This window comes from Rhodonellum psychrophilum GCM71 = DSM 17998 (assembly GCF_000381545.1).
In the GTDB taxonomy this organism is placed as follows: Bacteria; Bacteroidota; Bacteroidia; order Cytophagales; family Cyclobacteriaceae; genus Rhodonellum; species Rhodonellum psychrophilum.
This window is the reverse complement of sequence record NZ_KB906703.1, coordinates 1-24,720: the sequence shown is the minus strand read 5'-3', so window position 1 is coordinate 24,720 and position 24,720 is coordinate 1. Positions and strand designations below refer to the sequence as shown.

Genomic DNA, 24,720 nt, shown 5'->3' with positions numbered 1-24,720 from the left:
AATAGAAGCGAAAAACGGAGAGTTAAAAAACGCACATGGATTTGGAAGGGCAATATCTTACGGGATAAATAACATGGAAATGCAAGCTGCCATAGCTTTATTCACCGTAAATGTTAAAAGGATCTTGAAACTGGCCCGGGTATAATCAAAAACTGGTAGAAAATCGTTGAAAATCATCAAAATTAGTTCGGTATAGGCTTCAATAGAGAAATTTTAAAAGCTAGTGGCGAAAAAAAAGAAAGCGACTAAGTCACTCTTGTCAATGACTTAGTCGCTTTCAAAATTTTACCTTCAGTTTTAGCTACTTTTTCAGTGGCCTCCGATCACAAGGCTTCTTTTTTTGATTAAAAATTGAAAATTAATTAACTCCCACACATTTCGCAATCATCTGGATTGTCCAAAGAACAGGCAATTGCATCCTGATTTTGAGATTTGGCTACGACAACTTCTTGTTCGGCAGCATTTGCTGGCTGGGTATCAAATGAAGATTTATCCACTGTGAACTGGATCGCACTGGCTGCAGCCTGGGATCTCAGATAGTACATACCCGTTTTCAAGCCCTTCTTCCAAGAGTAGAAATGCATGGATGTCAATTTCCCGAAGTTTGCATCCTGAAGGAAAACGTTCATGCTTTGGGATTGGCAAATATAGGCTCCCCTATCTGCTGCCATGTCGATGATGACCCTTTGGGAAATTTCCCAAACTGTTTTGTAAATATCCTTGATATTCTGGGGAACACCCGGAAGATTCTGAACGGATCCATTTGCGGCGATCAATCTGTTTTTCATCGAATCATTCCAAATTCCAAGCCTAATCAAATCCTTCATGAGGTGTTTGTTCACCACTATAAACTCTCCTGATAAGGTTCTTCGCGTATAAATATTGGAAGTATAAGGCTCAAAACATTCATTGTTGCCCAATATCTGAGAGGTAGAAGCAGTCGGCATGGGAGCAACCAAAAGGGAATTCCGAATGCCGTATTTATTTACTTTTTCTTTCAGTTCAGACCAATTCCATCTTCCTGACTTTGGGGTTACTCCCCACAGATCGAATTGGAATTGTCCTTTGGAAACCGGACATCCTGCATAGGTCTCGTAAGTTCCTTGGACCTTTGCAAGTTCCATGGAAGTTTCCATCGCCGCATAATAAATCGTTTCGAAAATATCCTCGTTCAGTCCCTGTGCCTCTGGAGAATCGAAAGGCATTCGCAGCATAATGAATGCATCCGCAAGACCTTGCACTCCCAAACCAATGGGTCTATGTCTAAAATTGGATCTTCTAGCCTCTTCTACCGGATAATAGTTCACATCAATGACCTTGTTCAGGTTCCTTGTTGCCACTTTGGTGATTTCATATAGTTTTTGGTGATCAAAATAGCGCTTGCCATCAGGACCGGTTGCCACATACTTTGGCAGAGCAATGGAAGCAAGATTACAAACGGCTACTTCATCAGGGGCAGTGTATTCGATGATCTCCGTGCAAAGGTTGGAAGATTTGATCGTACCCAAATTTTGCTGATTGGATTTGTTGTTTGCTGCGTCCTTGAATAGAATGTAGGGAGTACCAGTTTCGATTTGGGATTCTAGGATTTCGAACCAAAGTTCCTGCGCTTTGACAACTTCCCTTGCTCTTCCTTCTCTTTCGTACTTTTCATAAAGCTTTTCAAATTCTTCACTATGGCAATCCGCAAGACCCGGAGCTTCGTGTGGGCAGAAGAGAGACCAACTTTCATTTTGTTCCACTCTTCTCATAAATAGATCAGGAATCCACAAAGCATAGAACAAGTCCCTTGCCCTCATTTCCTCTTTTCCGTGATTTCTCTTCAATTCCAAGAAATCCTTCACATCGGCATGCCATGGTTCCAGATAAATGGCAAAACTTCCTTTTCTCTTTCCACCACCCTGATCTACGTATCTGGCGGTCATGTCAAAGTTTCTCAACATGGGCACGATTCCGTTGGAAACACCATTGGTTCCCCTGATATAGGTTCCTTTGGCCCTTACGTTGTGAATAGAAAGCCCGATGCCTCCAGCCGATTGGGAGATCTTGGCACACTGCTTCAGCGTGTCATAAATCCCATCGATACTGTCATCCTTCATGGTGAGCAAAAAGCATGAAGACAACTGAGGCTTTGGTGTCCCAGCATTAAAAAGTGTCGGTGTGGCATGTGTAAACCACTTTTCAGAAAGCAAATTATAGGTTTCTATGGCAGCATCAATATCCTCTTTGTGGATTCCGATTGCCACCCGCATCAGCATGTGTTGTGGTCTTTCCACCACCTTTCCATCCAATCTGATCAGGTAACTTTTTTCAAGAGTTTTGAATCCAAAAAAATCATAGTCAAAATCCCTTTTATAATTGATGGCCTCATCCAATTTTGCGGCGTGTTTTTTAATGATCCCATAAACATCGGGAGCAATTAAAGCAGCATTTTCGCCTGTTTTTGGATTGATATAGGTGTACAGCCTTTTCATGGTATTGGAAAAAGACTGACTGGTGGTTTTATGCAGGTTGGAGATGGCTATCCTAGCAGCCAAAACCGCATAATCTGGATGTTTTACGGTAAGAGACGCACAGATTTCTGCCGCCAAACTGTCCAATTCCGTTGTTGACACGCCGTCATACAATCCATCGATGACTTTTTTGGCAACTTCTATGGGCTGGATGTACCGACCATCCAAACTGTAGCAAAGATTTTCTATCCTGGAAGTGATTTTGTCAAATCGTACAGATTCTCTTCGTCCGTCTCTTTTTATTACTAACATGCTGTTCGCTCTTTATTTTTTTTAAAACAATTGTTGACTAGAAATCCTCTCCCACTGAAAATTTCGGGGAATCTGTGATTTCCTTCGATTTCATGACCCCTGCTTTTTGGTAGTCTCCCACTCTTTTTTCGAAGAAGTTGGTTTTGCCCTGCAAGGAAATCATGTCCATAAAATCAAACGGATTGGTGCTGTTCCAAACTTTGCTGCAACCCAATTCCATCAATAATCGGTCTGCTACAAATTCGATGTATTGACACATCAAATCCGAATTCATACCAATCAGCTTAACAGGCAAGGCATCGGTGACAAATTCCTTCTCGATCTCCACCGCGTCTTTGATGATCATCGTTACGGTTTCTTTCGGGAGTTGCTGGACCAAGTGATTGGAATACAAGTGACAGGCAAAATCACAATGCAATCCTTCGTCTCTGGAAATCAATTCATTTGAAAAGGTCAGACCAGGCATAAGGCCCCTTTTCTTCAACCAGAATATCGAGCAGAAGGAACCGGAAAAGAAAATTCCTTCTACGGCGGCAAAAGCAATAAGTCTTTCCTGAAAACTACCATTGTCAATCCATCTCAAAGCCCAATCGGCCTTTTTCTTGACACAGTCGATGTGCTCAAGGGCATTCAACAATTTGTCCCTTTCGACATTGTCCTTGATATAAGTGTCAATCAGCAAGCTGTAGGTTTCGGAGTGGATATTTTCCATCGCGATTTGAAAACCATAGAAAAATTTAGCCTCAGTATATTGGACTTCTGAAATGAAATGCTCCGCAAGGTTTTCGTTTACGATCCCGTCACTGGCTGCAAAAAAAGCCAAAACATGGGATACAAAATGTCTCTCTCCATCGGAGAGATTTTTCCAGTCCTTCAAATCCTGACTTAAATCAATCTCCTCGGCAGTCCAGAAACTGGCCTCAGCCTTTTTGTAAAAATGCCATATGTCGTCGTGTTGGATAGGAAATAGGACAAAACGACCTTTGTTTTCTTGGAGGATAGGTTCTACTTGTTGCATTAACTTCAATGTTTTATAAGGTATGAACTTCAATTGTTGTTGAAGACTAATAAGATCACAGCTTGGGCGGTGAGTCTATCTACATTTTGTAAACAGCCTCTGAACAAATATGATTAAGAAATTTTGAAAATAAAACAGCTGCTAAGTCTACTTAATTAGTTTTTTGAACTTTGGTCAAATTATACTTAACCTATTTGAAATCAATTGAATATTATGCCTTAATTCAACTGATAATTAAATTAAAAGGCCTTTTTCAAGGGGTATATTTTTTTTGCATAATTTTTAAAATAAAAAAAAGACTCCAATTCAAATAGGTTTCTGACTATTGGTCAAATTATTTGGAATAACCTTGACACGTCAAATAAATATTTTAATAAATTTACAATCAATGACTTACGGAGTAAAAGGTCTTAAAAAAGTGCTTCTGACATATCAAAGCCATGATCGAAAAAATATGATAAAAAGGTCTGAAAAAACAATTTAAACACATGAAGCGCTCCCAGAAATTGTAATTTTACTCAAGAACATCAAATCCAAAGTCAGGCCTTCATATTCCTTCAATTAATTTCGGGTTTAATTTTTTAATCTTCCATATCATTCTTATATTTGCACCTCAATTTTGACAAAAAGTATCCTATTTTAATTATGTACGCAATAGTTAACATCGCAGGAAAGCAGTTCAAAGTAACAAAAGATCAGTTCGTTTATGCACCTTTGATGCAAGGCGAAGCTGGCGCTTCCGTGGAATTTGATCAGGTATTGTTGGCAGAAGACAACGGAACTGTATCAATTGGTGCCCCTATATTAGCAGGAGCATTAGTATCTGGTAAAATCCTTGACCATGTAAAAGGTGACAAAGTAATCGTTTTCAAAAAGAAACGAAGAAAAGGTTACAAAAAGAAAAACGGTCACAGACAGGATTTCACAAAAATAATGATAGAAAGTATTGTACTATAAGATTCTCTGATAAGAATCCTTAAAAATCAAATATTATGGCTCACAAAAAAGGTGTCGGTAGTTCCAGAAATGGTAGAGATTCACAAAGTAAGCGTCTTGGTGTAAAGAAATTTGGTGGAGAGGCAGTTATTGCCGGAAACATCATCATTAGACAAAGAGGTACAAAACATCATCCAGGAGAAAATGTTGGAATCGGAAGAGACCATACAATTTTCGCAACTGCGGCTGGTCATGTACAATTCAAAAAGAAATTTGACGGCAAATCTTATATCAGCGTAGTACCTGCTGAAGCATAAGGTTTAAGCTTTCATTTCACAAAAAAATAGTCCTTCGAAAGTAGGACTATTTTTTTTGTGAAATTTAATGGACTCCTATTCAACCCGTTTTATGGGTCACCTATTCCAGACTGAAATTGCTTCACAATCAGTTTACTGTTTTCGACTTCAACCTACCGCTACCCCTCCTTATTCTTTTTTCTCCAAGTAGCTTGATTTTCTTACCATCTCAACCCCATGGGAAACTTATTGCATATTTTAGGGTCTATTATTTCGTGTTGATTTTTACACATTACCACCGTCCATTCTCATTGGCAATACAACCTATCCTACCCGATTTTCTGTGAATTTTAGTTAAATAGTTGTTTGACTCGTGCTCTTTTCAATTCCTCATTTGTCAATTTTGAAAACTATTGATAAATTGTTTGAGTCAATTGCAAACTATATGATTCAAAGAACAAAAAAACTGTTATTTACAACGGTGCTGCTCATAGCCGCCGTCACTTGGCCAGGACAAGATGTTTTGGCCCAAAGGAAAAAAAAGGCGGATACTGCTACTACGACTGCTCCCGTTGAGAAAAAGGATGATAAAAAGAAAATCGATGATCTTGTAAAGGGTCACAAAAAACATGAAGGTCTTTTTACTTTTTATCAGGACACCACCAGCGGTGAACTCAAAATGCTTGTATCCAAAGACCAGATTGGGAAAGAATTCATCTATTTTTCCCAAGTAGCCGATGGGGTGACCGAGGCCTCTTCATTCAGAGGCGCTTATGGGGACAACAAAATATTTAAGATAGAACGGTATTTTAACAGAATTGAATTTGTTGCCCAGAACAATGCACATTACTTTGATCCTGAAAATCCACTTAGCAAATCTGCAGATGCCAATATCAGCAAAGGAATCATGGCCAGCGCCAAGATCGAGGCAGAAGATGCTGAAAATGGTCTTTTGTTGATAAAAGCGGATAATCTTTTTCTTAAAGAAACATTTTCACAGATCAAGCCACCAGCATTCCCCGGAGAAGGACCAACTTCTTTTAAATTGGGGAGCCTGGACAGCGAAAAAACAAAAGTTTTGGCTGTCAGGAATTATGAAAAAAACACCGATCTGGCCATAGAATATGTTTATAACAACCCTTCCGTATTGAATGGAGGCTCCTCGGCTGTGACGGACGGGAGGAATGTGAGCATAAAGGTATATCACAGCTTGATCGAGTTGCCTGACAATGGCTATTCGCCTCGATATGATGACCCTAGAGTTGGATATTTCACCACTCAGGTGACGGATATGACCTCAAGCGGTCCAACGCCCTATAAGGACTTGGTTCATCGCTGGGATTTGAGAAAAAAGGACCCGAACGCTGCTCTGTCTGAGCCAGTGGAGCCGATCGTTTGGTGGATAGAAAACTCAACTCCCCATGAATGGAGGGAAACCATCAAAAGTGCCGTTTTGGAATGGAACAAAGCTTTTGAGAAAGCAGGTTTTAAAAATGCAGTTGTTGTAAATATCCAACCGGATGATGCCGATTGGGACGCAGGTGACATCCGTTACAATGTATTGAGATGGACAAGCTCACCAAACCCTCCATTTGGAGGATATGGTCCAAGTTTCGTCAATCCAAGAACAGGGCAGATTCTGGGTGCTGACATCATGCTGGAATATGTATATCATACCAATAGGGTGGTTTATGATAAACTATTCGGTGATGAGTCGGCCATCGAAAATGGCCAATGGAATATGCAACATGGACATTTCTGCATGGCGGGAGCACATCTTCAAAACAACATGATGTTCGGCCAAGCTTTTTTAAGAGCCCATGGAGCTTCTGATTACGAGATGGAAGGCATGAAAAAAGAAGCGATGAGTGAGCTTTTGATGCATGAAGTTGGCCATACTCTGGGATTGAACCATAATATGAAAGCCTCGCAACTCTTCAGTCCAGCGCAACTGGGGGACAAAGATTTCATTCAGGGGAAAGCCCTGTCTGGATCCGTGATGGATTATCTTTCCATCAACCTGGCGAAAGACAAAGCAAATCAAGGACATTATTTCTCTACCACAGTCGGTCCTTATGATGTCTGGGCGATCCAGTTTGGATATACTCCTGTCACTTCCAAAAAGGAATTGGATGCGATTTTGGCACTCTCCACCAAGCCTGAGCATACCTTTGGAAATGATGCTGATGACATGAGGTCTCCAGGCAAAGCCATTGACCCAAGGGTGATGATTGGGGATTTGTCCAGTGATCAAATCGGCTATTCCATACACATGATGGAAACAATCAAAAAGCTGATGGGCGGAATCAAAGAAAAATATTCTACTGAGGGAGAGTCCTACCAAGAACTCGCTCAAGCTTACAACATCCTGATGGGACAATACGCAACTGCAGGTGGTGTGATTTCGAGATTTGTCGCAGGTGTTTATGTGGATAGGGCAATGGCCGGCCAGGAAGGTGCTACTCAGCCCTATACCCCTGTGAGCCTTCAGGACCAAAAGCGGGCTGTTGCCACATTGTCGAAATACATGTTTGCACCCAATGCATATGACATCCCGAATGATTTGATCAACCATCTAGCCAGACAAAGAAGGGGTTTCAACTTCATGTCCGGAACTGAAGATCCCAAAATCCATCAGCAGGTACTTGGCTCCCAAAGGAGTGTTTTGGCTCATTTGACACATCCAAACACACTTCAGAGAATGGTGGATTCGGAGCTATATGGCAATGAATACAACATGGCGACCTATATGAGCGATTTGACCAAAGCCATTTTCGATGCCGATATCAATGGAAATGTCAATAGCTTTAGGCAAAACCTCCAATTGGAGTATGTCAATACTTTGAAAAGTATGGTGATGGGAGCGACCAGTGCCCGTTTCAACCATATGGCCAAGTCCGCTGCGCTTTACAATTTGAACTATATCCGTTCCAAAGCAGCAAATGCAAATGGCAACATTGCTTCAAAGGCGCACAAGGATCATGTGAAACTATTGGTTGAGAATACCCTGAAAGAAGTGAAATAATTCAAATCAGTCATTTTTAAATTGTCTAAAAGCTCCAGATCTTTGTGATTTGGAGCTTTTTTCTTTACCCTTTACCTAAAATTTATGTTTCATGCCTTCAATTAAAAGCGCTTTTATTGTAAATTTGAAATGAAGATCAATAAATTATCAAAATAGAATTTTTCAAATCAAAACATCGAATTATGAACTATACAGAGAATTACAAAGGGATAAAATTAGATGTTCAATCCGTTAACTTGGACATTTCAGATAGCGAACAGGCAGAGATCAGATCAGCCATTGATAAGATTTCTCGCTTCGCCAATGTGATCAATGCAGTGGATGTATATTTCAAGCACGAAGGGACAGGAAAAGACATAACCAATGTGGTAGGGATGAGAGTAGGTGTTCCAGGACCAGATGTCTTCGCTGAGGACAAAGGAATGGACGAACATTGGAAGGTATTGCTGAAATCAGTCACCGACAAAGTGATCCGTCAACTCCAGAAGTTAAAATAAATTTAAAACAATAAAAAAACTTCAGGTCAAAAAAGCCTGAAGTTTTTTATTTCTTCAATAAAGTGAAGGCCACTCACTGGTGAAAGGATTAGGATAAAAGCTATTCCGAACAGTGCTCCATAAAGATGTGCATCGTGGTTGATGCCATCCCCCCCTTTTTTGGCTTGTACAATACTGTAGATCAGAAAGAGGACTCCCAATGCGAATCCAGGCAAACACAAAATCCCGAAAAGACAAATATCTGACAATGGCATCAGGATGATACTGGCAAATACAGCCGCAGCAGTTCCCCCAGAAGCCCCCAACGCCCTGTAATAGGAATTATTTTGGTTTTTCAGATAAGTTGGAATATCGGAAATCACTATCGCCGCAAGGTAAAAGACAACATAGACCACAGTTCCGGGGATAAAGCCAAGCCTGTAGGTAAGAAACTGCTCCACCGCACCACCAAAAAAGTAAAACGTAAACATGTTGAAAAGGAGATGCATGCTGTCCTTATGGATAAATCCGGAAAGGACAAACCTGTCCCATTGATTTCTGTTTTTGATCAAATACGGGGTAAACATCCATCTTTCAAGCAGTTCCGGTTTTTTGAAACCAAGATAAGAGGTAATGATGGTGATCAGAATGATGACCACCGTGGTAGAAAGCTCCATTTTTATTTCTGATTATTTTTCCCTTTCAACCAAGTCTTGGGTCAGGTTGAGTAAGTTTTGGTAAGCAAATTCATTTGGCGTTTTGATGGATGCGTATTGTTCAAAACCCTTCATGAAATAGTCGTGCATCTTGGATTCCGTGAGTTCCTTTATCCCAAGTACATTATAAATGGAAGTTACTGCACTTACTTTTTCCTCTTTGCTGAAATCCTTAACGTTTAGCCAGTAGTTCAATTTTTCCTTGTTCTCTCCTTCTGCCAATTCTTTGGCCTTGATCAAAAGAAAGGTTTTTTTGTTGGCGATGATATCTCCCCCGATCTGTTTTCCGAATTTGGCCTGATCTGCATACACATCCAAAAGATCGTCTTTCAATTGGAATCCGATTCCGATATTGACTCCGAAATCATACAATTTCTTTGCGTCATTATCGGAAGCATCCGCCAGTAAGGCGCCAAACTCCAAAGCAAAACCCAAGAGCACTGCTGTTTTTTGACGGATCATTTCAATGTATGCATGTTCACTTACATGCTCCTTCGTTTCAAAATTCATGTCATGCTGCTGACCCTCGCAGACTTCGGCTGCGGTTTGGTTGAACAGTCTCAAACAATTCGGGAGTTTTTCAGGGGAAATGTTCAGCAACATCGCATACGCCTTTACCAACATCACATCTCCTGAAAGAATGGCAGTGTTTGCATTCCATTTTTCATGTACAGTGGGCTTACCCCTTCTCAGAGGGGCATCATCCATGATATCATCGTGCATCAAGGTGAAATTGTGAAAAACCTCCACCGCCATCGCCGGTGTCAGTATTTTTTCATAATCACCCTTATACAGCGTATAAGCCATCAGGGTGAGCAAAGGTCTTATCCTTTTCCCGCCAAGATTCATGATATAAGAAATAGGCTCGTAAAGTTCTGAGGGTGATTGGCCGTATTCAAAGTTTAGAATGTGGTGCTCTAATTCTTGAAGTAGTTTATTTACGCTTGCGTTGTCTTCCTGGTTCATTATCTGCAAATTCCAAATCTATGGTTCTTCTGTCTATATCAGTATTGGTCACTCTGACCATCACCTTGTCACCTAAAGTGATCATTTTTTTGTTTTTCGATCCGATGAGGCGCATATTTTTTTCATCAAATTCGTAGTAATCATCGTCCATGTCCTGGACACGAATCATGCCTTCGCATTTGGTTTCGGTGATTTCGACAAATACACCCCATTCCGTCACGCCAGCGACGATACCTTCATAATCCTTCGCTTCGGCAAGTGACATGTATTCCACCTGCTTGTACTTGATAGAGGCTCTTTCTGCGTTGGCAGCTCTTTTTTCCCGCTCAGAGGAGTGAATACATTTGTCTTCATAATCTTCGGATTGCGGTGATTTCCCTGCATCCAAATAGAGTTGAAGCAGTCGGTGCACCATCATGTCCGGATATCTTCTGATCGGAGAGGTAAAGTGGGTATAATGCTTGAATGCCAATCCAAAGTGCCCCTTTGGCTCGGTGGTGTAAATGGCTTTTGCCATACTTCTGATCGCCAATTGCTCCAAAACATTCTGTTCTGGTTTTCCTTGGATCTCATCCAATAATTTATTCAGGGCTTTGGACACCTTCTGTTCGTCATCTATCTTAACTTCATGTCCAAATTTTTTGGCAAAGTTGGCAAAGGTACCCAATCGATCAAGATCCGGGTGATCGTGTGTTCTATAGACAAATGTATCCGCCCCTTTGTTTTTATTGAAGATAAATTCTGCTACTGTCTTATTGGCCAAAAGCATGAACTCCTCGATCATTTTATGAATGTCTTTGCGTTCTTTGACCATCAATCCCAAAGGTTTTCCTTTTTCATCCAGCTGGAATTTGACCTCCACTGTTTCGAAATTTACGGCTCCTTTGTCAAATCTCGTTTTCCGGATCTTTTTTGCAAGTCCATTGAGGTGGATCAATTCCTGATAATAATCGCCGGCTTCCTTGTCCATGTTTTCCTGGGCTTCTTCATAGGCAAACCTACGGTCTGAATGGATAACGGTTCTCCCGATCCAATGACTGAGCACGTCGGCGTTTTCATCCAATTCAAAGACACAGGAAAAAGTCAATTTGTCTTCATTTGGCCTGAGGGAACAAAGTCCGTTGCTAAGCCTCTCTGGAAGCATTGGAATGGTTCTGTCCACCAAGTAAACGGAGGTCGCCCTTTCATAGGCTTCTTTTTCAAGTTTTGTCCTTAGTTTCACATAATGGGTGACATCTGCGATATGCACTCCAATTTCATAGTTTCCATTTTCCAACTTGCGATAGGAAATGGCATCGTCAAAATCCTTCGCATCCGCAGGGTCAATGGTAAAGGTGGGGATATCTCTGAAATCCCTTCTGTCCTTGATGTCGGAAGCCTTGATTTCATCAGAAATCGCTTCGGCTTCAGCTTCCACCTCAGCGGGGTATTCGAAAGGCAAACCAAATTCGGCCATGATGGAATGGATCTCCACTTCATGTTCGCCTGCTGTACCCAAAACCCGTATTACTTTTCCAGTTGGGTTCTTGTCATCCTCCCGCCATTCGGTAAGTTTAATGACTACCTTCTGGTTGTGCTCCGCTCCATCAAGATCCCCTTTGTGGACAAAAATATCCTGATGCATTTTTTTGAAATCCGGTACAACAAAAGCGAAGCGCGGAGATATTTCCACTCTCCCCACGAATTCATCCCGAACCCTGCTCAAAATCTCAAGGACTCTTCCCTCTACTCTACCGGTTTTCCCCTTGCTTGGATACACCATCACCCTCACCCGATCTCCATCCAAAGCATGTTTCAAATCCGCTTCTTTGATCAGGATATCTTCCTCAATTTTGTACTTGGCATCAGGAGTGATGAATGCAAATCTAGGATTGACATAATCTACCTCTCCTTCGATAAATTCAGGTTCTTTGGTCGACGAATAATAATTTCGGGGATTTTTTGAAATGGTCCCGCCGGAGACCAGTTTTGTAAGGATCGGTTCTACTGCTGCCTTGTTGATGGCATCGCGAATATCCAGTTTTTCTGTGATTTGTTTTGAATTGTATTCCTGGCCGAAGTTGTTATCCAAAAAATTTAATATTTTTCTGGCCAATTGGGCGGCATCTGTAACCTTGCCTCCCTTGCTTTTTCTCCTTTCGGAGCCTTTATTTGATTTTCTTCCCATATAGGTTTGATTTCCAATTTTTTAAAAAACCCACTATTTGATTAAAATGGGCGATGTTTTTGATTGACCGGTAATTGGGATCTAAAATTATTCATACAATCCCCAGGTCTTGTTTACTTGTTGTAATCTTTGAGATTTTCCACCACAAAGAGATTTTGGTTGCCAATTTGATTCTTTTCCAGCACATTCAGCATGCTATTTTTAAAGGAGAAAGACACAATGAACGGCTTTTGTTTTTTTACCTTCTAAGAATTCAAACATGCTACCCCCCATTCTAAGGCCTTCAAAGCCTATTCTACATCGGTCGATACACGTTGGACTAGGGATAAGCTTCTTCCTAAAAAGTGGAGAAGCATATTTGTGATTTGACGCAACCTTAATAAAGGTTTTCGATAACAAATTGATTCCTTCCAACTGTAAAATAGCCAATTTGATAGTTTTTTGGATGATCTTTTTCCTCCTTACGGCATTACTTTCTAAAGTTAATAAAAATCTTATCCCCTAATTGGTTCCATTCAGATTATTTAACTTTTACAGGAGGTTGGAAAAATGGACAGGCATGTTTCAGAAAGATGGGTTCTCGGAAGTAAATTTTTATCTCTCTTAAAGAAAAGCTTACCCAACATCATCTGTATTGATGACTTCAATTTCCATCTCTGGGGGAATCCCCTGAAAGGCCAGGTATATCTGCGCCGTTACCCACACATCCCGAATACAGTAAAGCTGTATGTTTTTCAGGTCTCCTTTATTGTAATAGGTATCATTCACTTGGCTCCCATCAATTCCCTCTTTGGAAGTGGGAATCCCAAAAACCGAGGCCAATAATTCCAACCGCGTGTAATGTTTGTAATCTCCAAATTTCCAGAGTTCCAAAGTATCTTGATGGCGGACCTCCCATGGCTTTTTCCCGGCAATTTGCAATGGTTCCGGAAGGGGGATTCGGTTGATCAGTATCCTCCTGCTCAGGTAGGGAAAATCAAATTCTTTTCCGTTGTGTGCACAGAGAACCCATTTTTTCTTTTGGAGGAGCTCCGAGAAGGACAGCAGCGTGTCATATTCTTCCACCTCCGCAAAACTTTTGGTTCTGTAAACGAGCTTGTTTTCTTCCTTTTGAAATTTAAAATAGCCCACGCCTACACAGATCACTTTTCCAAATTCGGCATAAATCCCGGCTTTTTCGAAAAAAAGGCTGCCCGGTTCGGAAGGTTCATTTTTGGGTTGAATGTGTTTTTCCTTTTTCAGCCATTCTTCCTGCAACCGTGGTTCCAAGGCTTCAAAATTCACTTCCAAAGAGGCTGTCTCAATGTCTAAAAAAAGAATATTGCTCAATTCGTTCAAAAAATCTGTCATAATACATTATCGGTGAATCACCCCTTCCAAACCCAATTCAGGGATGAAAGTGATGTTTGATGGATCCATACTACCTTCTGTAAATATAAACTTTTTGTCGAATATCTGATCCAATATGTAGTAACTTACCCAATATTCATTGTTCAATGTGAACAATGCGGGGTCTATCGGTTCTATTTTCGCCATGGATTCAGGTCCAATTTCTTGGATCATGTGGCGAAGTACGGAGGTTTTCTTGGTCTCTCCTTGGATTACGCCATATCCTTTTGCCGTTATGATCACTGTATTGACTTCTATCAGGTTGAGATTGATAATATACACGTTCCATTCGTCATGGCCGTTGATCACCTCTTTGGCGATTGCCAATTTTATTCCCGTTACGGGAGGAAATTTGATATCTTTCTTCATTTTTTTTCTACTAATTCCATTTCAAATAGCTGCGCAATATGCTTTTTGACTTTTTCTTTCACCTCTTCTTCATCGACCCTAACTCCCAATTCCAAATGCAATGAAGTGACTGCTTTGTCTGAAATACCGCAAGGAATAATATTCCCGAAATACGCAATGTCTGCATTCACATTGAAGGCAAATCCATGCATGGTCACCCATCGACTTGATTTCACGCCCAAGGCACATATTTTTCGGGGATTTACTTGGGCCTCATGATCCAACCAAACGCCCGTCAGTCCAGAAATCCTTCCAGCATCTATGCCATATTCGGCCAAAGTCAGGATAATGGCCTCCTCCAAGAAGCGAAGATATTTATGGATATCAGTAAAGAAATTGTCCAAATCCAATATTGGATAACCTACCAATTGGCCAGGGCCATGATACGTAATGTCACCACCGCGGTTGATTTTATAAAAAGTGGCTTTCTTTTCATCCAAACCATTTTCATCTAACAATAAATGTGACAATTCACCGCTTTTTCCCAAGGTATAGACATGGGGATGTTCCACGAAAAGGAGGTAATTGTCCGTGGGTTTTTGATCGGAAACAATTAAATTCCTGTTTTCAATCTTTCTGGATACGGTTTTGGCAAAAAGTTCTTCCTGATATTCCCAGGTTTCTTTATAATCCTTTTGGCCAAGGTCTATAAAATTTACTTTTTTATTGATAACTTGATTCACAGCTTCTTTTTGGATACTTTGATGGAACGTCAATTTTTTTGATTCAGTTCTCTTGAAAACCGATGGAGAATTGACTGCATGTTTTTCAAAACATTTTTTCAAAATTAATCAAATATTGGCGATGGCAGAGCATAATGATAAAGGTAAAAAAGCAGAAGAATTGGTAAAGGACTGGCTTGCGGGCCGTGGATATGAATTTTCGGAAGCAAACTACCGACATAAACATGCAGAAATTGATCTTATTTTTAAGTTTAGAGGCATTTTGGTTTTTGTAGAAGTGAAATTCAGGAGCGGGACTGGCTTTGGATATGCGGAGGAATTTGTGGATTTCACCAAAAAGAAACTGCTTGTCAAAGCAGCCGATCAGTACATTTTTGAAAAAGACTGGCATAACGATATTCGCTTTGATATTGTTGGTGTCTATAAAGACCGAAATGGGAACATCAATTTCAAGCATTTTGAAGACGCCTTTTATTGAGGCCCTGTATTTCCGATTGCTGTTTTAACATGATATTGAGGGAAATGTCAGTTTTCCTTTTCCAATCGAATTGGTTACTTTTGGGATCAAAAAACAAATAAAAATGGAAGTAAGAGACAGCAATGGTACGATTTTGAGCGAAGGAGATACGGTTTCGGTCATTAAGGACCTTAAAGTAAAAGGCAGTTCTTCTGTGATCAAAAGAGGTGCCGTCGTCAAAAACATCAGGCTGACAGACAACGCAGATGAAGTGGAAGGAAGGGTAAGCAAGATTCAGATGGTGCTGAGAACTGAGTTTTTGAAAAAGGCCTAAAAATTCTTATTCAAATAAATGGTATTCAAGGGAGCCAATGTTTCCTTGATTTTTTTAACCAAAAATCGGTTTTCAATAATTTGCCCAGATCCTCTTTTGTCGGATTATTGTTTTGTTGTGCTTGAGAATAGAAAAGGGAATTCCGGGACATTTCATTGATTCGGCAAATTGATGGATCTGATGAGCGTCTTTCACAACAAGGAATTCCCCTTAAAAAAAATTTAAACCCTTTTGGGTTTGTCCTTCAGTGTTCAAAACATCATTCAATCCAATTTTAATTGATGTTTTGAACACTGAAGTTATTTTTTTAGAGAGGCAGAATTAAATGTTGGTGAAGCAGGCTTGAATTTTTCCACAGGGTTTTTTACAGGATCCAAAGATCTAAGATAAGCATACATCGCCTCCAAATCGGATTCCTTTAATCCCGCATACATCATCCATGGCATTATGGTCTGAAAATCTCCAGGATTGATTTTTTCCGAAACATACCCATTTCCATACATTTTGAATTTTTGAACGAACATTTCAAGGGTCCAATTGGCCAAACCGGTTTCATCGGGGGTCAAGTTTGGCGAAGTAAGCAAACTCCCGTCAGGGAATTGAAAACTTCTTCCGCCAGCCAAATATTCCCCTGTAAATGCTCCCTTTTCGAATTTTGTATGACATTCTCCACAGCCACTGGCGTTGATCATATAAGCACCATAAGCAATCTGATCGACCGGGCTCGGTTTCTTGACTAAAGCAGCCTTTTTGGGAAGCGTCCTCATGATCAGCTTGAATGGAAAATCGGGCTTGGATTTTGCGTGGTTGGTTTCCACTGGTTCCAAAGTCCTGATATAGGCAATTACAGCCTCGATGTCTTCGGCATCCATTTTGCCGAAATTTGGATAGGGCATCACGGGAAAAATGGGGTTACCATCCCTTTTCACCCCTGTGGTGATGAGCCTAAATAATTCCCCATCAGTCCATTCTCCAATCCCGAAAGGAGTGATATTTGGTGAAATGAAAACCCCGGGAAAGCCCATGGATTGGTCAAAGATTTCACCTCCCGTGGCCTCAGTGCCTGGCTTTAGAGGACCGGTAAAAAGACTGTAATCCCTTACTGAATGACAATCCATGCAGAGCATCACATGATGGGCAAGGTAATTTCCATGCGCTATTTTTTCAGGCGAATTTTCAACTTTCAAATCTTCCGGGGGAGGTCCGACATTGGGTAAAGCAATGGAAAGGTAGGCCACTGATCCAATGATTAGGATCACAATTGCAGTAGCGGAATAGGCGATGATTTTCAATGGCTTTTTCATTTTTGCTGAACATAAATGGGTTTAATATCCAGTACCTAGCCTCTAGCTTTTTATTCTTATAAACCACATACCCTAGTCCGCAAGAGGCAAAGATATTGCTACTTCAAAAAAAATTTTCCTTATTTTATTAGACTATTCCTTTAAAGGAATGAATAAATTGTGTATATAAATAGATTTTTTCTGTGTATGAATTTCAACTCAATTTAATAAAAAATACACAATAATTTTAGAACATTTTATTTAAAATTATGATCTTCAGCAGGTTGCCTCAATTCAATCTTTTTGATGCATTCCCAATTCAATTCCATCCTATAATTGTTCAGTTGTTTGCTGTTTTTGACTTCACCATATCGGCACGACAACTTAGTCTGATTTCCTAGTTTCAATACCTATAGGAAACCTAATGCAAATTTAGGGTCTAAGAATTTACTTTGATCAATGCTTTTGAAAATGGCTGGTCAGGATAAGCCTTGCTCAGGCCCCTTGATAAAGTCAATATCCACGAGAAATTTGCGTGATATTTGACTTTAAAATTGTTGTCAAAAAAAGAAAATCAAATCCCAAGGAATCCTCAATGGGAGCTACCGGATTTCATGGATTTCAGCTTTTCGACCAAAGTACCGATTCCATCAATGCACTCTTCCCCATTTTTTGAGATCAATTTTATTTTCTCAATTGCTGAAGGGAGTTCAATGGAAATGTAATTTCCTGAATCAATATCATTTTTTCTCAAAGCTGTTTTCACCCATTTCACCCAATCTTCAGGTCCTGTTATTGTCGAATATTTGAAGGAATTGGAGGCTTGAACTTTCCCACTTAAGGAATCAAAAATCAGTTTGTCAGTGGGCAAAAGAAGGTTTATCCGCCCATCCAAAATCAGGTCTTCAGGTACCCCGGCGGTAAGTGGAAATCCGCACTGCATAATCCAAAATTGATCCGCAGTCTCAATGGCAATTTCCAAATCGTGCGTGACCACCAATATGGCTTTATTTTGATCGATGGCAATGGACCTGAGCAGCTGCATGATTTCAAATCGATTGATCAAATCCAGATGGGCCGTGGGTTCATCCAGTATCAAAACTTCCCCATCTTGTGCCAGTGCCCTTGCAATCATCACTTTTTGCAGCTGTCCGTCACTGAGTTCGGAGAGTCTGCGGTCATGGAGGTAGCCGATATGGGTAGATTCGATGGCCTGCTCAACCTTGATTCTATCTGTTTCAGACAGGCTTCCCATCCAGCCAGTATGGGGGATCCTGCCGAGGGCAACGAGTTGCGCCACGGTCAAATTCCCCGTTGAGACTTTGTCGGTCAGGACAACTGCAATTTTTTTGGCAAGCATTTTTGGGGAATACTCTTCCAGTTTTTTCCCAGCAAAAACCAATGTTCCCCCAATGGGTTTGTTGTGCCCCATGATCGCCTTCAACAAAGTAGACTTCCCCACCCCGTTGGGCCCCAAAAGGCAAGTCAACTTTCCTTTCTCCAAGCAGAAAGAAATCTCCTGCGCTACCACATTAGACACTTTGCCTTTGCGATACCCAAGTATGAGATTTTTTCCTACCAGAATGGTTTTGTCTGTTGCGGTCTGAGACATTGATTTTTTATGTTTTATTCAAATTTAGCTTCCAAGACTATTCATTTTTTTCCTTATGCCGGCATCAATCATCTTTTTTCAAACTTCACTATCCACCTTCTCAAAACTCTTTGCTAAAGTTCCTTCTTAAAATCAGCCAGATAACCATCGGTGCTCCAACCAAAGAGGTAACTGCATTGATCGGGAGCGTTTGGGCGGTACCTGGGAGTTGGCTGATTGCATCACAGGCGAGAAGAACGATGGCGCCCATCAAAGCGGAGGCTGGGAACAATATCCGGTGGTCCCCGGTCTTGAAAACCAGTCTTGCCATGTGTGGAATGGCAATCCCGATAAAAGCGATGGGGCCACAAAATGCGGTGGCACTTCCAGCCAGAATCCCAGTGCTGATAATCATCGCCCAGCGCAAGCGATTGATATTTACACCCATGCTTTCTGCATAGGCTTCACCCAAAAGCATGGCATTGTAGGATTTCATAAAGGCAACCACCGGAATGAATCCGACAAAAGTAGCCATGCCAAATGCCGCTAATTGTGTCGAATTTGTGCTGCCCAAACTCCCCATGGACCAAACCGTAAATGCTTTAAGCTGTTCCGCATCTCCAAAATAGGATAAAACCGAGATGATTGCTCCCGTGAGACTTCCGAACATCAAGCCTACTATCAACAGCGTCATGCTGTCCTTTACCCGCCAAGCAGTCAAGCTCATCAGCAAGAGCACCAAAACAGCCCCAAAGGATGCTGCTGTTACCACGGCCCAAAGTCCTACTGCTCCTGTATACAAATTCCAACCAAATGCAGAACCCGCCAGGATAAGCAGAGCTACCCCCAATCCTGCTCCGGAACTGATCCCCAGTACGAAGGGGCCTGCAAGGGGATTCCTGAAAAATGTCTGCATCTGCAGGCCACTCACCGAAAGTGTGATTCCTGCTAAAATTGCAGTAAGGGCTTTTGGAAAACGGTATTCAAAGAGGATAATCTCCCAAGATTTTCGACTAAATGCGGTCCCCAAAAATCTACCGACGATTTCCCCAAAAGGAATATGAACTGAACCAATCCCCAGATTGATGAAAAACAGCAGCGTACAAAAGGCTAGCCCAATGGCAAAAAGAAGGGGGTTTTTGGTTTTATCTTTCATCCAGTCTGCTATAAAAATAAAGAGAATATTCTGGGAGCAACTCAGGATGGAGGATTTTGATGAGATCTTTCAAGATCAAGTCCGGACGCATATACCCAAGCTCGAAATATTCGATTCCGCCAGTAGGACCTTTTTTTGAGGTGTAGGAATATATATTCCCTTTCTGGAAGGATTCAAAATGGATATAGCGATTGTCGGCGGATGCCATTGCCTCCAAGCTTTTGAAATCGGATGCACCAAGCCAGAATTCCGATTCCTGCGCAAGGTCCAATACATATTCATAACTGAGTTGGATGCTTCCCGATCCCTTTTGGGCTTCGAAAACATAATTACCTCCAGCAGCTTGAAGGAGTTGGGCGCCCCAGGAATCGTTACCGGGAACGTACCAAACATCCTTGTACATCACTCCCGCCATGACACTGGGTTTTTCATTTTTCTCAATGTCTTTAGTGGTTGCGATCGCCTCAAGATAATCTTTTTCGATCTGGGAAAAAATAGCAGATGCTTCATCGAACTTCCCTAGCAATACCCCGGTGAATTTGATCCATTCGGCTCTTCCCAATGGGTGTTGTTCTACATATTCACCATTGATGACTACCGGTATGCCCGCTGCTTTTAGAAGTTCCAAATTTTTCAAATCCTCTCCCAAAGTAGAGATCATCACCCAATCGGGTTCTAAGTCAATCATCATTTCAATGTTGGATTTTGCTCCTGAGCCAATGTCTTGGATTTTCCCGCCATCGATAAGTCTCCTTGTTTGTTCGGAAGAAATCAAATCCAAGTCCGGGAAACCAATCAGCCGATCTGATGCATTCAAAAAATCCAGGTGGGGAATATGTGTAGTGGAAGTAACGATTAATTTTTGGATGGGTAAGGTAATGATGGCGTCAAAGTCACCTTCTGGTTTTTCCGCATCTAAATTATCAAGGACCAAATACCGAAAAGGAACGTGATCTCCAGGGAAAGCTTGACTTACTTCAAGAATGGAGAAATCATCACCCTGAGTGATTTTAAAGCCCTTGGCATAAAAAATTTCGGTCTCGGACAAGCCAAAACCCATCCTTTCTTTATTGGTTTGGCAAGAAAAAGAAAGCCCGGCCATCAATATGAAAAGAAGGAGAAAATGGACTGATGAAAGAATGTTTCTGATGGACATGTGTAAATTTCATTTGCAACAAAGTCCCAAATATAGGCAGGGAAAAACAACTCCATTTGCTTTTTGATTTTTTATGAAATAAAAAAAATGTTTGGAAATGGGGATATCTGAAATAGACTTTGCCTATGTTTGCATTTGGAAAAAGGTTCTCGATCCTATATTTAGGCGCTCGGGATTAAAAGGGAATTCGGTTCAATACCGAAGCTGTCCCCGCAACTGTAACCCCATCCGCTTCGATAAACATCGGTAGTGGAAAGCAATTTACCCCCTCCAAATGCCATTGTCCCGAGAGATCGGGATGAGAAGGCCGGTAAATTCAGGGAAGCCAGGAGACCTGCCCGTTTCTGACAAATTCAAAGCTTTCGGGTGAAAGGCTGAGAAGGATTTCTTAAGGATTTAAACAATTCTTGATCTTGGTTTCCTGTCGAAATACTCATTTTAGGGCAGGTTGTTTCAAGATTAAAGATTTCGGAAAAAATCCCTCCTGATTTTCTCTCAATTTTACAACGCGGATGACTTTGGATTAAATAATCGATTTCTCATTATTTAATTCGAAAGGCATTGCTATTTCTAAGTTTACTTGCATTCAACTTGCTGACCTTTGTTGAGGAGATCTCCATTGGCAAGCAAGACACACTGGACCTTCATCAGATCGAGGTTTTTAGCATGCCTTTGGACAAATATACTTTTGGCCAAACGGTAAAGACTATTTCAGAGAAGGACATTAAAAATTTTCAAGGCCAATCTTTGGCGGACTTGCTTCAACAGCGAACTGGACTTTTTTTGCGTCAGTATGGACCTGGAATGCTCGCCTCTCTCACTATGAGGGGGACTTCTGCAGGTCACAATGCCGTTTTCTGGAACGGTTTACCCATCAATAGCCCTTCCTTGGGACAATCCGATTTTTCTATTTTGCCAGTTGGCGGGTTTGATCAGGCCACTTTGCATTACGGAAGTGGAGGGGCGCTTTATGGAACGGATGCCATTGGAGGAGCCGTTCATTTATCCAACAAACTTCAATTCGATAAAGGGCATCAGGTAAAAATCAATACTGTATTCGGGAGCTTCGGGCGATGGAACCAGTCTGCAGCTTATGCCTTTTCAGATCATAAATTTTCGTCCCGAAGCAGAATTTACAGAAATCACGCGAAGAATAATTTCAAGTATACCAACCTTGCCAAAATCGGTACGCCGATCGAAAACCAAAATCACGCACGTGTGGAGCAATGGGGAGTGATGCAAGACCTTGCCTGGAAGATTTCAGATAAGAATCTCATCAGTTCGTCGATTTGGTGGAATCTAACCGAAAGGCAAATTCAACCGGTGATGGGTTCCAATGACAGAGATAAACAGGAAGATGATAACCTTCGGGTAGTGTTGGATTATTTTCATTTCGGATCCGGCAAAGTTTGGAACCTCAAAACGGGTATGGTTCGGGATCATTTGGAATTTAATCAAAGCACAAATCGGACAGCTCAATATTTCCTTTCCGGTGATCTGGACTGGGATTTGGGATCAAAATGGAATAGCAAATCAGGGGTAAGATTCACTTATATAGAAGGGAACCTTAGCACCTACGCCGCAACCGACACCCGTTTGGAATTGTATCAATCAACAAATTTTTTTCCTACGGAAAGCATTAGCCTCTCCTTGAATTTAAGACAACTAGTTTATGAGGGGAATTTCGCTCCATTCACACCAAGTTTGGGGGGTGAATGGACGGTTTTAAAAAACGAAAATCACCAACTTCAACTCAACACGACTATATCCCGAAGCTTTAAGGTGCCTACACTGAACGATCGGTTTTGGGTTCCTGGAGGAAATCTTGATCTCAATCCCGAGAAAAGCCTCAGTGGGGAATTGGGATTGAAACATGATTTCAAGAAAGGGGATTTCACAGGAAGCAATCAGGTGACTTACTACCACATGTCAGTGGACAACTGGATCATTTGGCTGCCAAACGGGAGCTTTTGGAGTCCCTCAAATATCAGAAAAGTCAAAAACAGCGGCTTAGAGTACTTTTTGGAAGCAAATCAAAAATTGGGTTTATGGACTGTCGGAGTTCAAGGAAACTACGCTTGGAACCAAGCCATCAATCAAACCAACATCAATGATAATGATCGGGCAAAAGGGAAGCAACTTCCTTATACCCCCGAACATAAAATTCAATTCAAAGCAAGTGTAGAAAAAGGAAGGGTTGAAACTTATGTCAATCACCATTGGGTTGGGGAGCGATTTATAGGGACCGATAACACCACCAAACTATCCCCTTTTGGCATTTGGGATTCCGGGGTGAATTATGACTTCGAATTGTTTGGAAAGCTTAAGGGGGGATTTGGAGTCCAAATCAACAATGTCTTGAATACCGATTATCAAGTACTGCGCCTCAGGGCCATGCCGGGAAGGAATTATCAAATCAATATAAATATTACACTATGAAACAGTTAAGATTACTGATTGGCTTTTGGGCTTTGTCCCTATTTATTGCATCCTGTGATTCGGGAACAAATGAGGTTCCGTTGGGTGAATTGGAGCAAGGAGTGCTGATCATCAATGAAGGTAATTTTTCAGATCGTGACGGGGACATTTCACATTACAATCCCACAACCGGTATCGTAAAAAACAATGTTTTTGAAATCAAAAACGGAAGACCATACGCAGGTCTTGTCCAGGATTTAGTGGAAACAGATGGAAGAATTTATGTAGTTGCCAATACGGGAAAGGTAGAAGTAGTGGAGACAAAAGACTTCAATAGTATTGGAGCGGTGTCACAAGGATTGGACATCACTCAATCTTTAGTCACGGCAAACGATAAACTATATATCAGCGACTGGGGACCTTATGATGCAAGTTACAACAGCCCTGATTCTTATATCGCTGTGGTAAATAATTTAAATGGGGGCGAAATTTCCAAAAAAATCTTGGTGTCAAGCCGACCTTCAGGGATGTTTGTCTTGGGCAACAATATCTTGGTGGCTTGTGCTGCGGACAAAAAAATGCAAGTGATTTCTCTTGCAAGTGATTCCATGACAGAAAGTAAGGATGTGGAAGGAACACCTGTTCGCTTTTTTGAGCAAGACGGAAAGCTTTATCTCTTTGCCAAAGATCCTGGGAACATTTATCTTCATGAAATCAATCGGAATAACCGCAACCTGACACTAACGGTGAAGATTGCTTTGGAAAGACCTACTTCCAATTTTGCAAGAGGGGAAAACGGCGAACTTTTTGTGATCACCTCAACAGGCTGGCCCGAATACAATGATGCCGTTGCCAAGGTTTCCATGACCATGGGACAAGTTTTGGATCCAGCATTTTACACCGGATTCGGATTTTATGGTATTGGTTACCATCCTTCTACAAAGAACATTTATATCGGAGACAATAACGGATTCCAGGGAAATGGGACCGTTATTGTCGTCAATGCATCAGGTCAGGAAGTAAGCGCTTTAGAAGTCGGAAGAGCTCCTTCTGGTTTTTTGTTTAAATAAAGATTTAAGCCCAAAGATGAGTGCTCTTTTTGGCTATTCCGGGCTAAATGTCTTGAAATAAGGCATGGACTTGCTACATTTGAATGAACAATAAGTTAAGCTCTTTTCTTAAATTTGAAACAATGAGTAAAAGAGAAAGAAGAAAATTTGACAAGGCCTTCAAGACCATGGCCGTAGAGTTACAATTAAGCGGTAAAACCAGTACGGAAATCGGCAGTGAATTAGGCATCGGGCCTGATCTTGTACGCAGGTGGACAAGGGAATTTAAGTCTGACGGTGTGAAGAGTTTCCCTGGGAACGGGAACATGAATCACTCATCGGAACAAAAGGAAATCCTTGCCTTGAAGAAAGCTCTTAAAGAATCCGAGATAGAAAGGGAAATCCTAAAAAAGGCAGTAGGCATCTTTTCC

At 41.2% G+C, this 24,720-nt stretch carries 21 protein-coding genes and 1 riboswitch; of the genes, 9 read left to right on the top strand and 12 right to left on the bottom strand.

The genetic code is table 11. From position 1 onward, the window contains the following. Positions 1-362: 362 nt before the first annotated feature. Positions 363-2,765, bottom strand: a complete 2,403-nt coding sequence (locus F824_RS0124535) for a ribonucleoside-diphosphate reductase subunit alpha (RefSeq protein WP_019600595.1) — start codon at positions 2,763-2,765, stop codon at positions 363-365. A gap of 37 nt (positions 2,766-2,802) precedes the next feature. Then, the gene (locus F824_RS0124530; protein ID WP_019600594.1) at positions 2,803-3,783 is read right to left on the bottom strand and encodes a ribonucleoside-diphosphate reductase small subunit; all 981 of its coding nucleotides are present in this window, start codon (positions 3,781-3,783) and stop codon (positions 2,803-2,805) included. A 645-nt stretch (positions 3,784-4,428) separates the two neighbouring features. On the opposite strand from F824_RS0124530, the gene rplU reads away from it, so the two are divergent. From rplU to F824_RS0124510, 4 genes are all read left to right on the top strand, one after another. Beyond that, complete coding sequence (rplU, locus tag F824_RS0124525; protein ID WP_019600593.1) at positions 4,429-4,740, top strand: 50S ribosomal protein L21; 312 nt, start codon at positions 4,429-4,431, stop codon at positions 4,738-4,740. Positions 4,741-4,775: 35 nt separating this feature from the next. Next, the gene (gene rpmA / locus F824_RS0124520; protein ID WP_019600592.1) at positions 4,776-5,036 is read left to right on the top strand and encodes a 50S ribosomal protein L27; all 261 of its coding nucleotides are present in this window, start codon (positions 4,776-4,778) and stop codon (positions 5,034-5,036) included. Positions 5,037-5,460: 424 nt separating this feature from the next. Further along, positions 5,461-8,040: a zinc-dependent metalloprotease gene (locus tag F824_RS0124515; protein ID WP_019600591.1), complete on the top strand. Its 2,580-nt coding sequence runs from the start codon at positions 5,461-5,463 to the stop codon at positions 8,038-8,040. A gap of 182 nt (positions 8,041-8,222) precedes the next feature. Continuing rightward, positions 8,223-8,537 (top strand): HPF/RaiA family ribosome-associated protein, encoded by a 315-nt coding sequence (locus F824_RS0124510; protein ID WP_019600590.1) that lies wholly within the window; start codon positions 8,223-8,225, stop codon positions 8,535-8,537. Positions 8,538-8,563: 26 nt separating this feature from the next. Here the strand turns inward: F824_RS0124510 and F824_RS0124505 are convergent, their stop codons facing one another. From F824_RS0124505 to lipB, 6 genes are all read right to left on the bottom strand, one after another. Beyond that, positions 8,564-9,193, bottom strand: coding sequence for a rhomboid family intramembrane serine protease (locus F824_RS0124505; RefSeq protein ID WP_019600589.1), 630 nt, complete (start codon positions 9,191-9,193; stop codon positions 8,564-8,566). A 12-nt stretch (positions 9,194-9,205) separates the two neighbouring features. After that, complete coding sequence (locus tag F824_RS0124500; RefSeq protein WP_019600588.1) at positions 9,206-10,198, bottom strand: polyprenyl synthetase family protein; 993 nt, start codon at positions 10,196-10,198, stop codon at positions 9,206-9,208. Then, complete coding sequence (rnr, locus tag F824_RS0124495) at positions 10,167-12,365, bottom strand: ribonuclease R (RefSeq protein ID WP_019600587.1); 2,199 nt, start codon at positions 12,363-12,365, stop codon at positions 10,167-10,169. The genes F824_RS0124500 and rnr overlap by 32 nt, the downstream gene beginning before the upstream one ends. Before the next feature lie 615 nt (positions 12,366-12,980). Then, positions 12,981-13,715, bottom strand: coding sequence for a 3'-5' exonuclease (locus tag F824_RS0124485; RefSeq protein ID WP_019600586.1), 735 nt, complete (start codon positions 13,713-13,715; stop codon positions 12,981-12,983). Between the two features lie 6 nt (positions 13,716-13,721). Continuing rightward, positions 13,722-14,123 (bottom strand): hypothetical protein, encoded by a 402-nt coding sequence (locus tag F824_RS0124480; protein ID WP_019600585.1) that lies wholly within the window; start codon positions 14,121-14,123, stop codon positions 13,722-13,724. Next, positions 14,120-14,845: a lipoyl(octanoyl) transferase LipB gene (gene lipB / locus F824_RS0124475; protein WP_026333914.1), complete on the bottom strand. Its 726-nt coding sequence runs from the start codon at positions 14,843-14,845 to the stop codon at positions 14,120-14,122. Before lipB ends, F824_RS0124480 begins: the two co-directional genes overlap by 4 nt. A gap of 121 nt (positions 14,846-14,966) precedes the next feature. On the opposite strand from lipB, the gene F824_RS0124470 reads away from it, so the two are divergent. Continuing rightward, positions 14,967-15,323: a YraN family protein gene (locus F824_RS0124470; protein ID WP_019600583.1), complete on the top strand. Its 357-nt coding sequence runs from the start codon at positions 14,967-14,969 to the stop codon at positions 15,321-15,323. Between the two features lie 103 nt (positions 15,324-15,426). Further along, positions 15,427-15,636, top strand: a complete 210-nt coding sequence (locus F824_RS0124465) for an alkylphosphonate utilization protein (protein WP_026333913.1) — start codon at positions 15,427-15,429, stop codon at positions 15,634-15,636. Positions 15,637-15,935: 299 nt separating this feature from the next. Here F824_RS0124465 and F824_RS0124455 read toward each other — a convergent pair whose 3' ends face one another. From F824_RS0124455 to F824_RS0124440, 4 genes are all read right to left on the bottom strand, one after another. Then, a complete protein-coding gene (locus tag F824_RS0124455; RefSeq protein ID WP_019600580.1) occupies positions 15,936-16,940 on the bottom strand; it encodes a c-type cytochrome in 1,005 nt (334 codons plus the stop codon). 571 nt (positions 16,941-17,511) lie between these two features. Further along, positions 17,512-18,531, bottom strand: coding sequence for an ABC transporter ATP-binding protein (locus F824_RS0124450; RefSeq protein WP_019600579.1), 1,020 nt, complete (start codon positions 18,529-18,531; stop codon positions 17,512-17,514). 100 nt (positions 18,532-18,631) lie between these two features. Next, a complete protein-coding gene (locus F824_RS0124445; RefSeq protein WP_019600578.1) occupies positions 18,632-19,666 on the bottom strand; it encodes an iron ABC transporter permease in 1,035 nt (344 codons plus the stop codon). After that, on the bottom strand, positions 19,656-20,822 hold the full coding sequence (locus F824_RS0124440; RefSeq protein ID WP_019600577.1) for an ABC transporter substrate-binding protein: 1,167 nt from the start codon (positions 20,820-20,822) through the stop codon (positions 19,656-19,658). The genes F824_RS0124445 and F824_RS0124440 overlap by 11 nt, the downstream gene beginning before the upstream one ends. Before the next feature lie 126 nt (positions 20,823-20,948). Then, positions 20,949-21,178, top strand: a riboswitch (cobalamin riboswitch). 205 nt (positions 21,179-21,383) lie between these two features. Here F824_RS0124440 and F824_RS0124430 point away from each other — a divergent pair. From F824_RS0124430 to F824_RS0124420, 3 genes are all read left to right on the top strand, one after another. Beyond that, positions 21,384-23,261 (top strand): TonB-dependent receptor, encoded by a 1,878-nt coding sequence (locus F824_RS0124430; RefSeq protein ID WP_456238874.1) that lies wholly within the window; start codon positions 21,384-21,386, stop codon positions 23,259-23,261. Then, on the top strand, positions 23,258-24,310 hold the full coding sequence (locus F824_RS0124425; RefSeq protein WP_019600574.1) for a DUF5074 domain-containing protein: 1,053 nt from the start codon (positions 23,258-23,260) through the stop codon (positions 24,308-24,310). The genes F824_RS0124430 and F824_RS0124425 overlap by 4 nt, the downstream gene beginning before the upstream one ends. A 122-nt stretch (positions 24,311-24,432) precedes the next feature. After that, the coding region (locus F824_RS0124420) for a transposase (RefSeq protein ID WP_026333912.1) at positions 24,433-24,720 on the top strand (288 nt) is incomplete at its 3' end.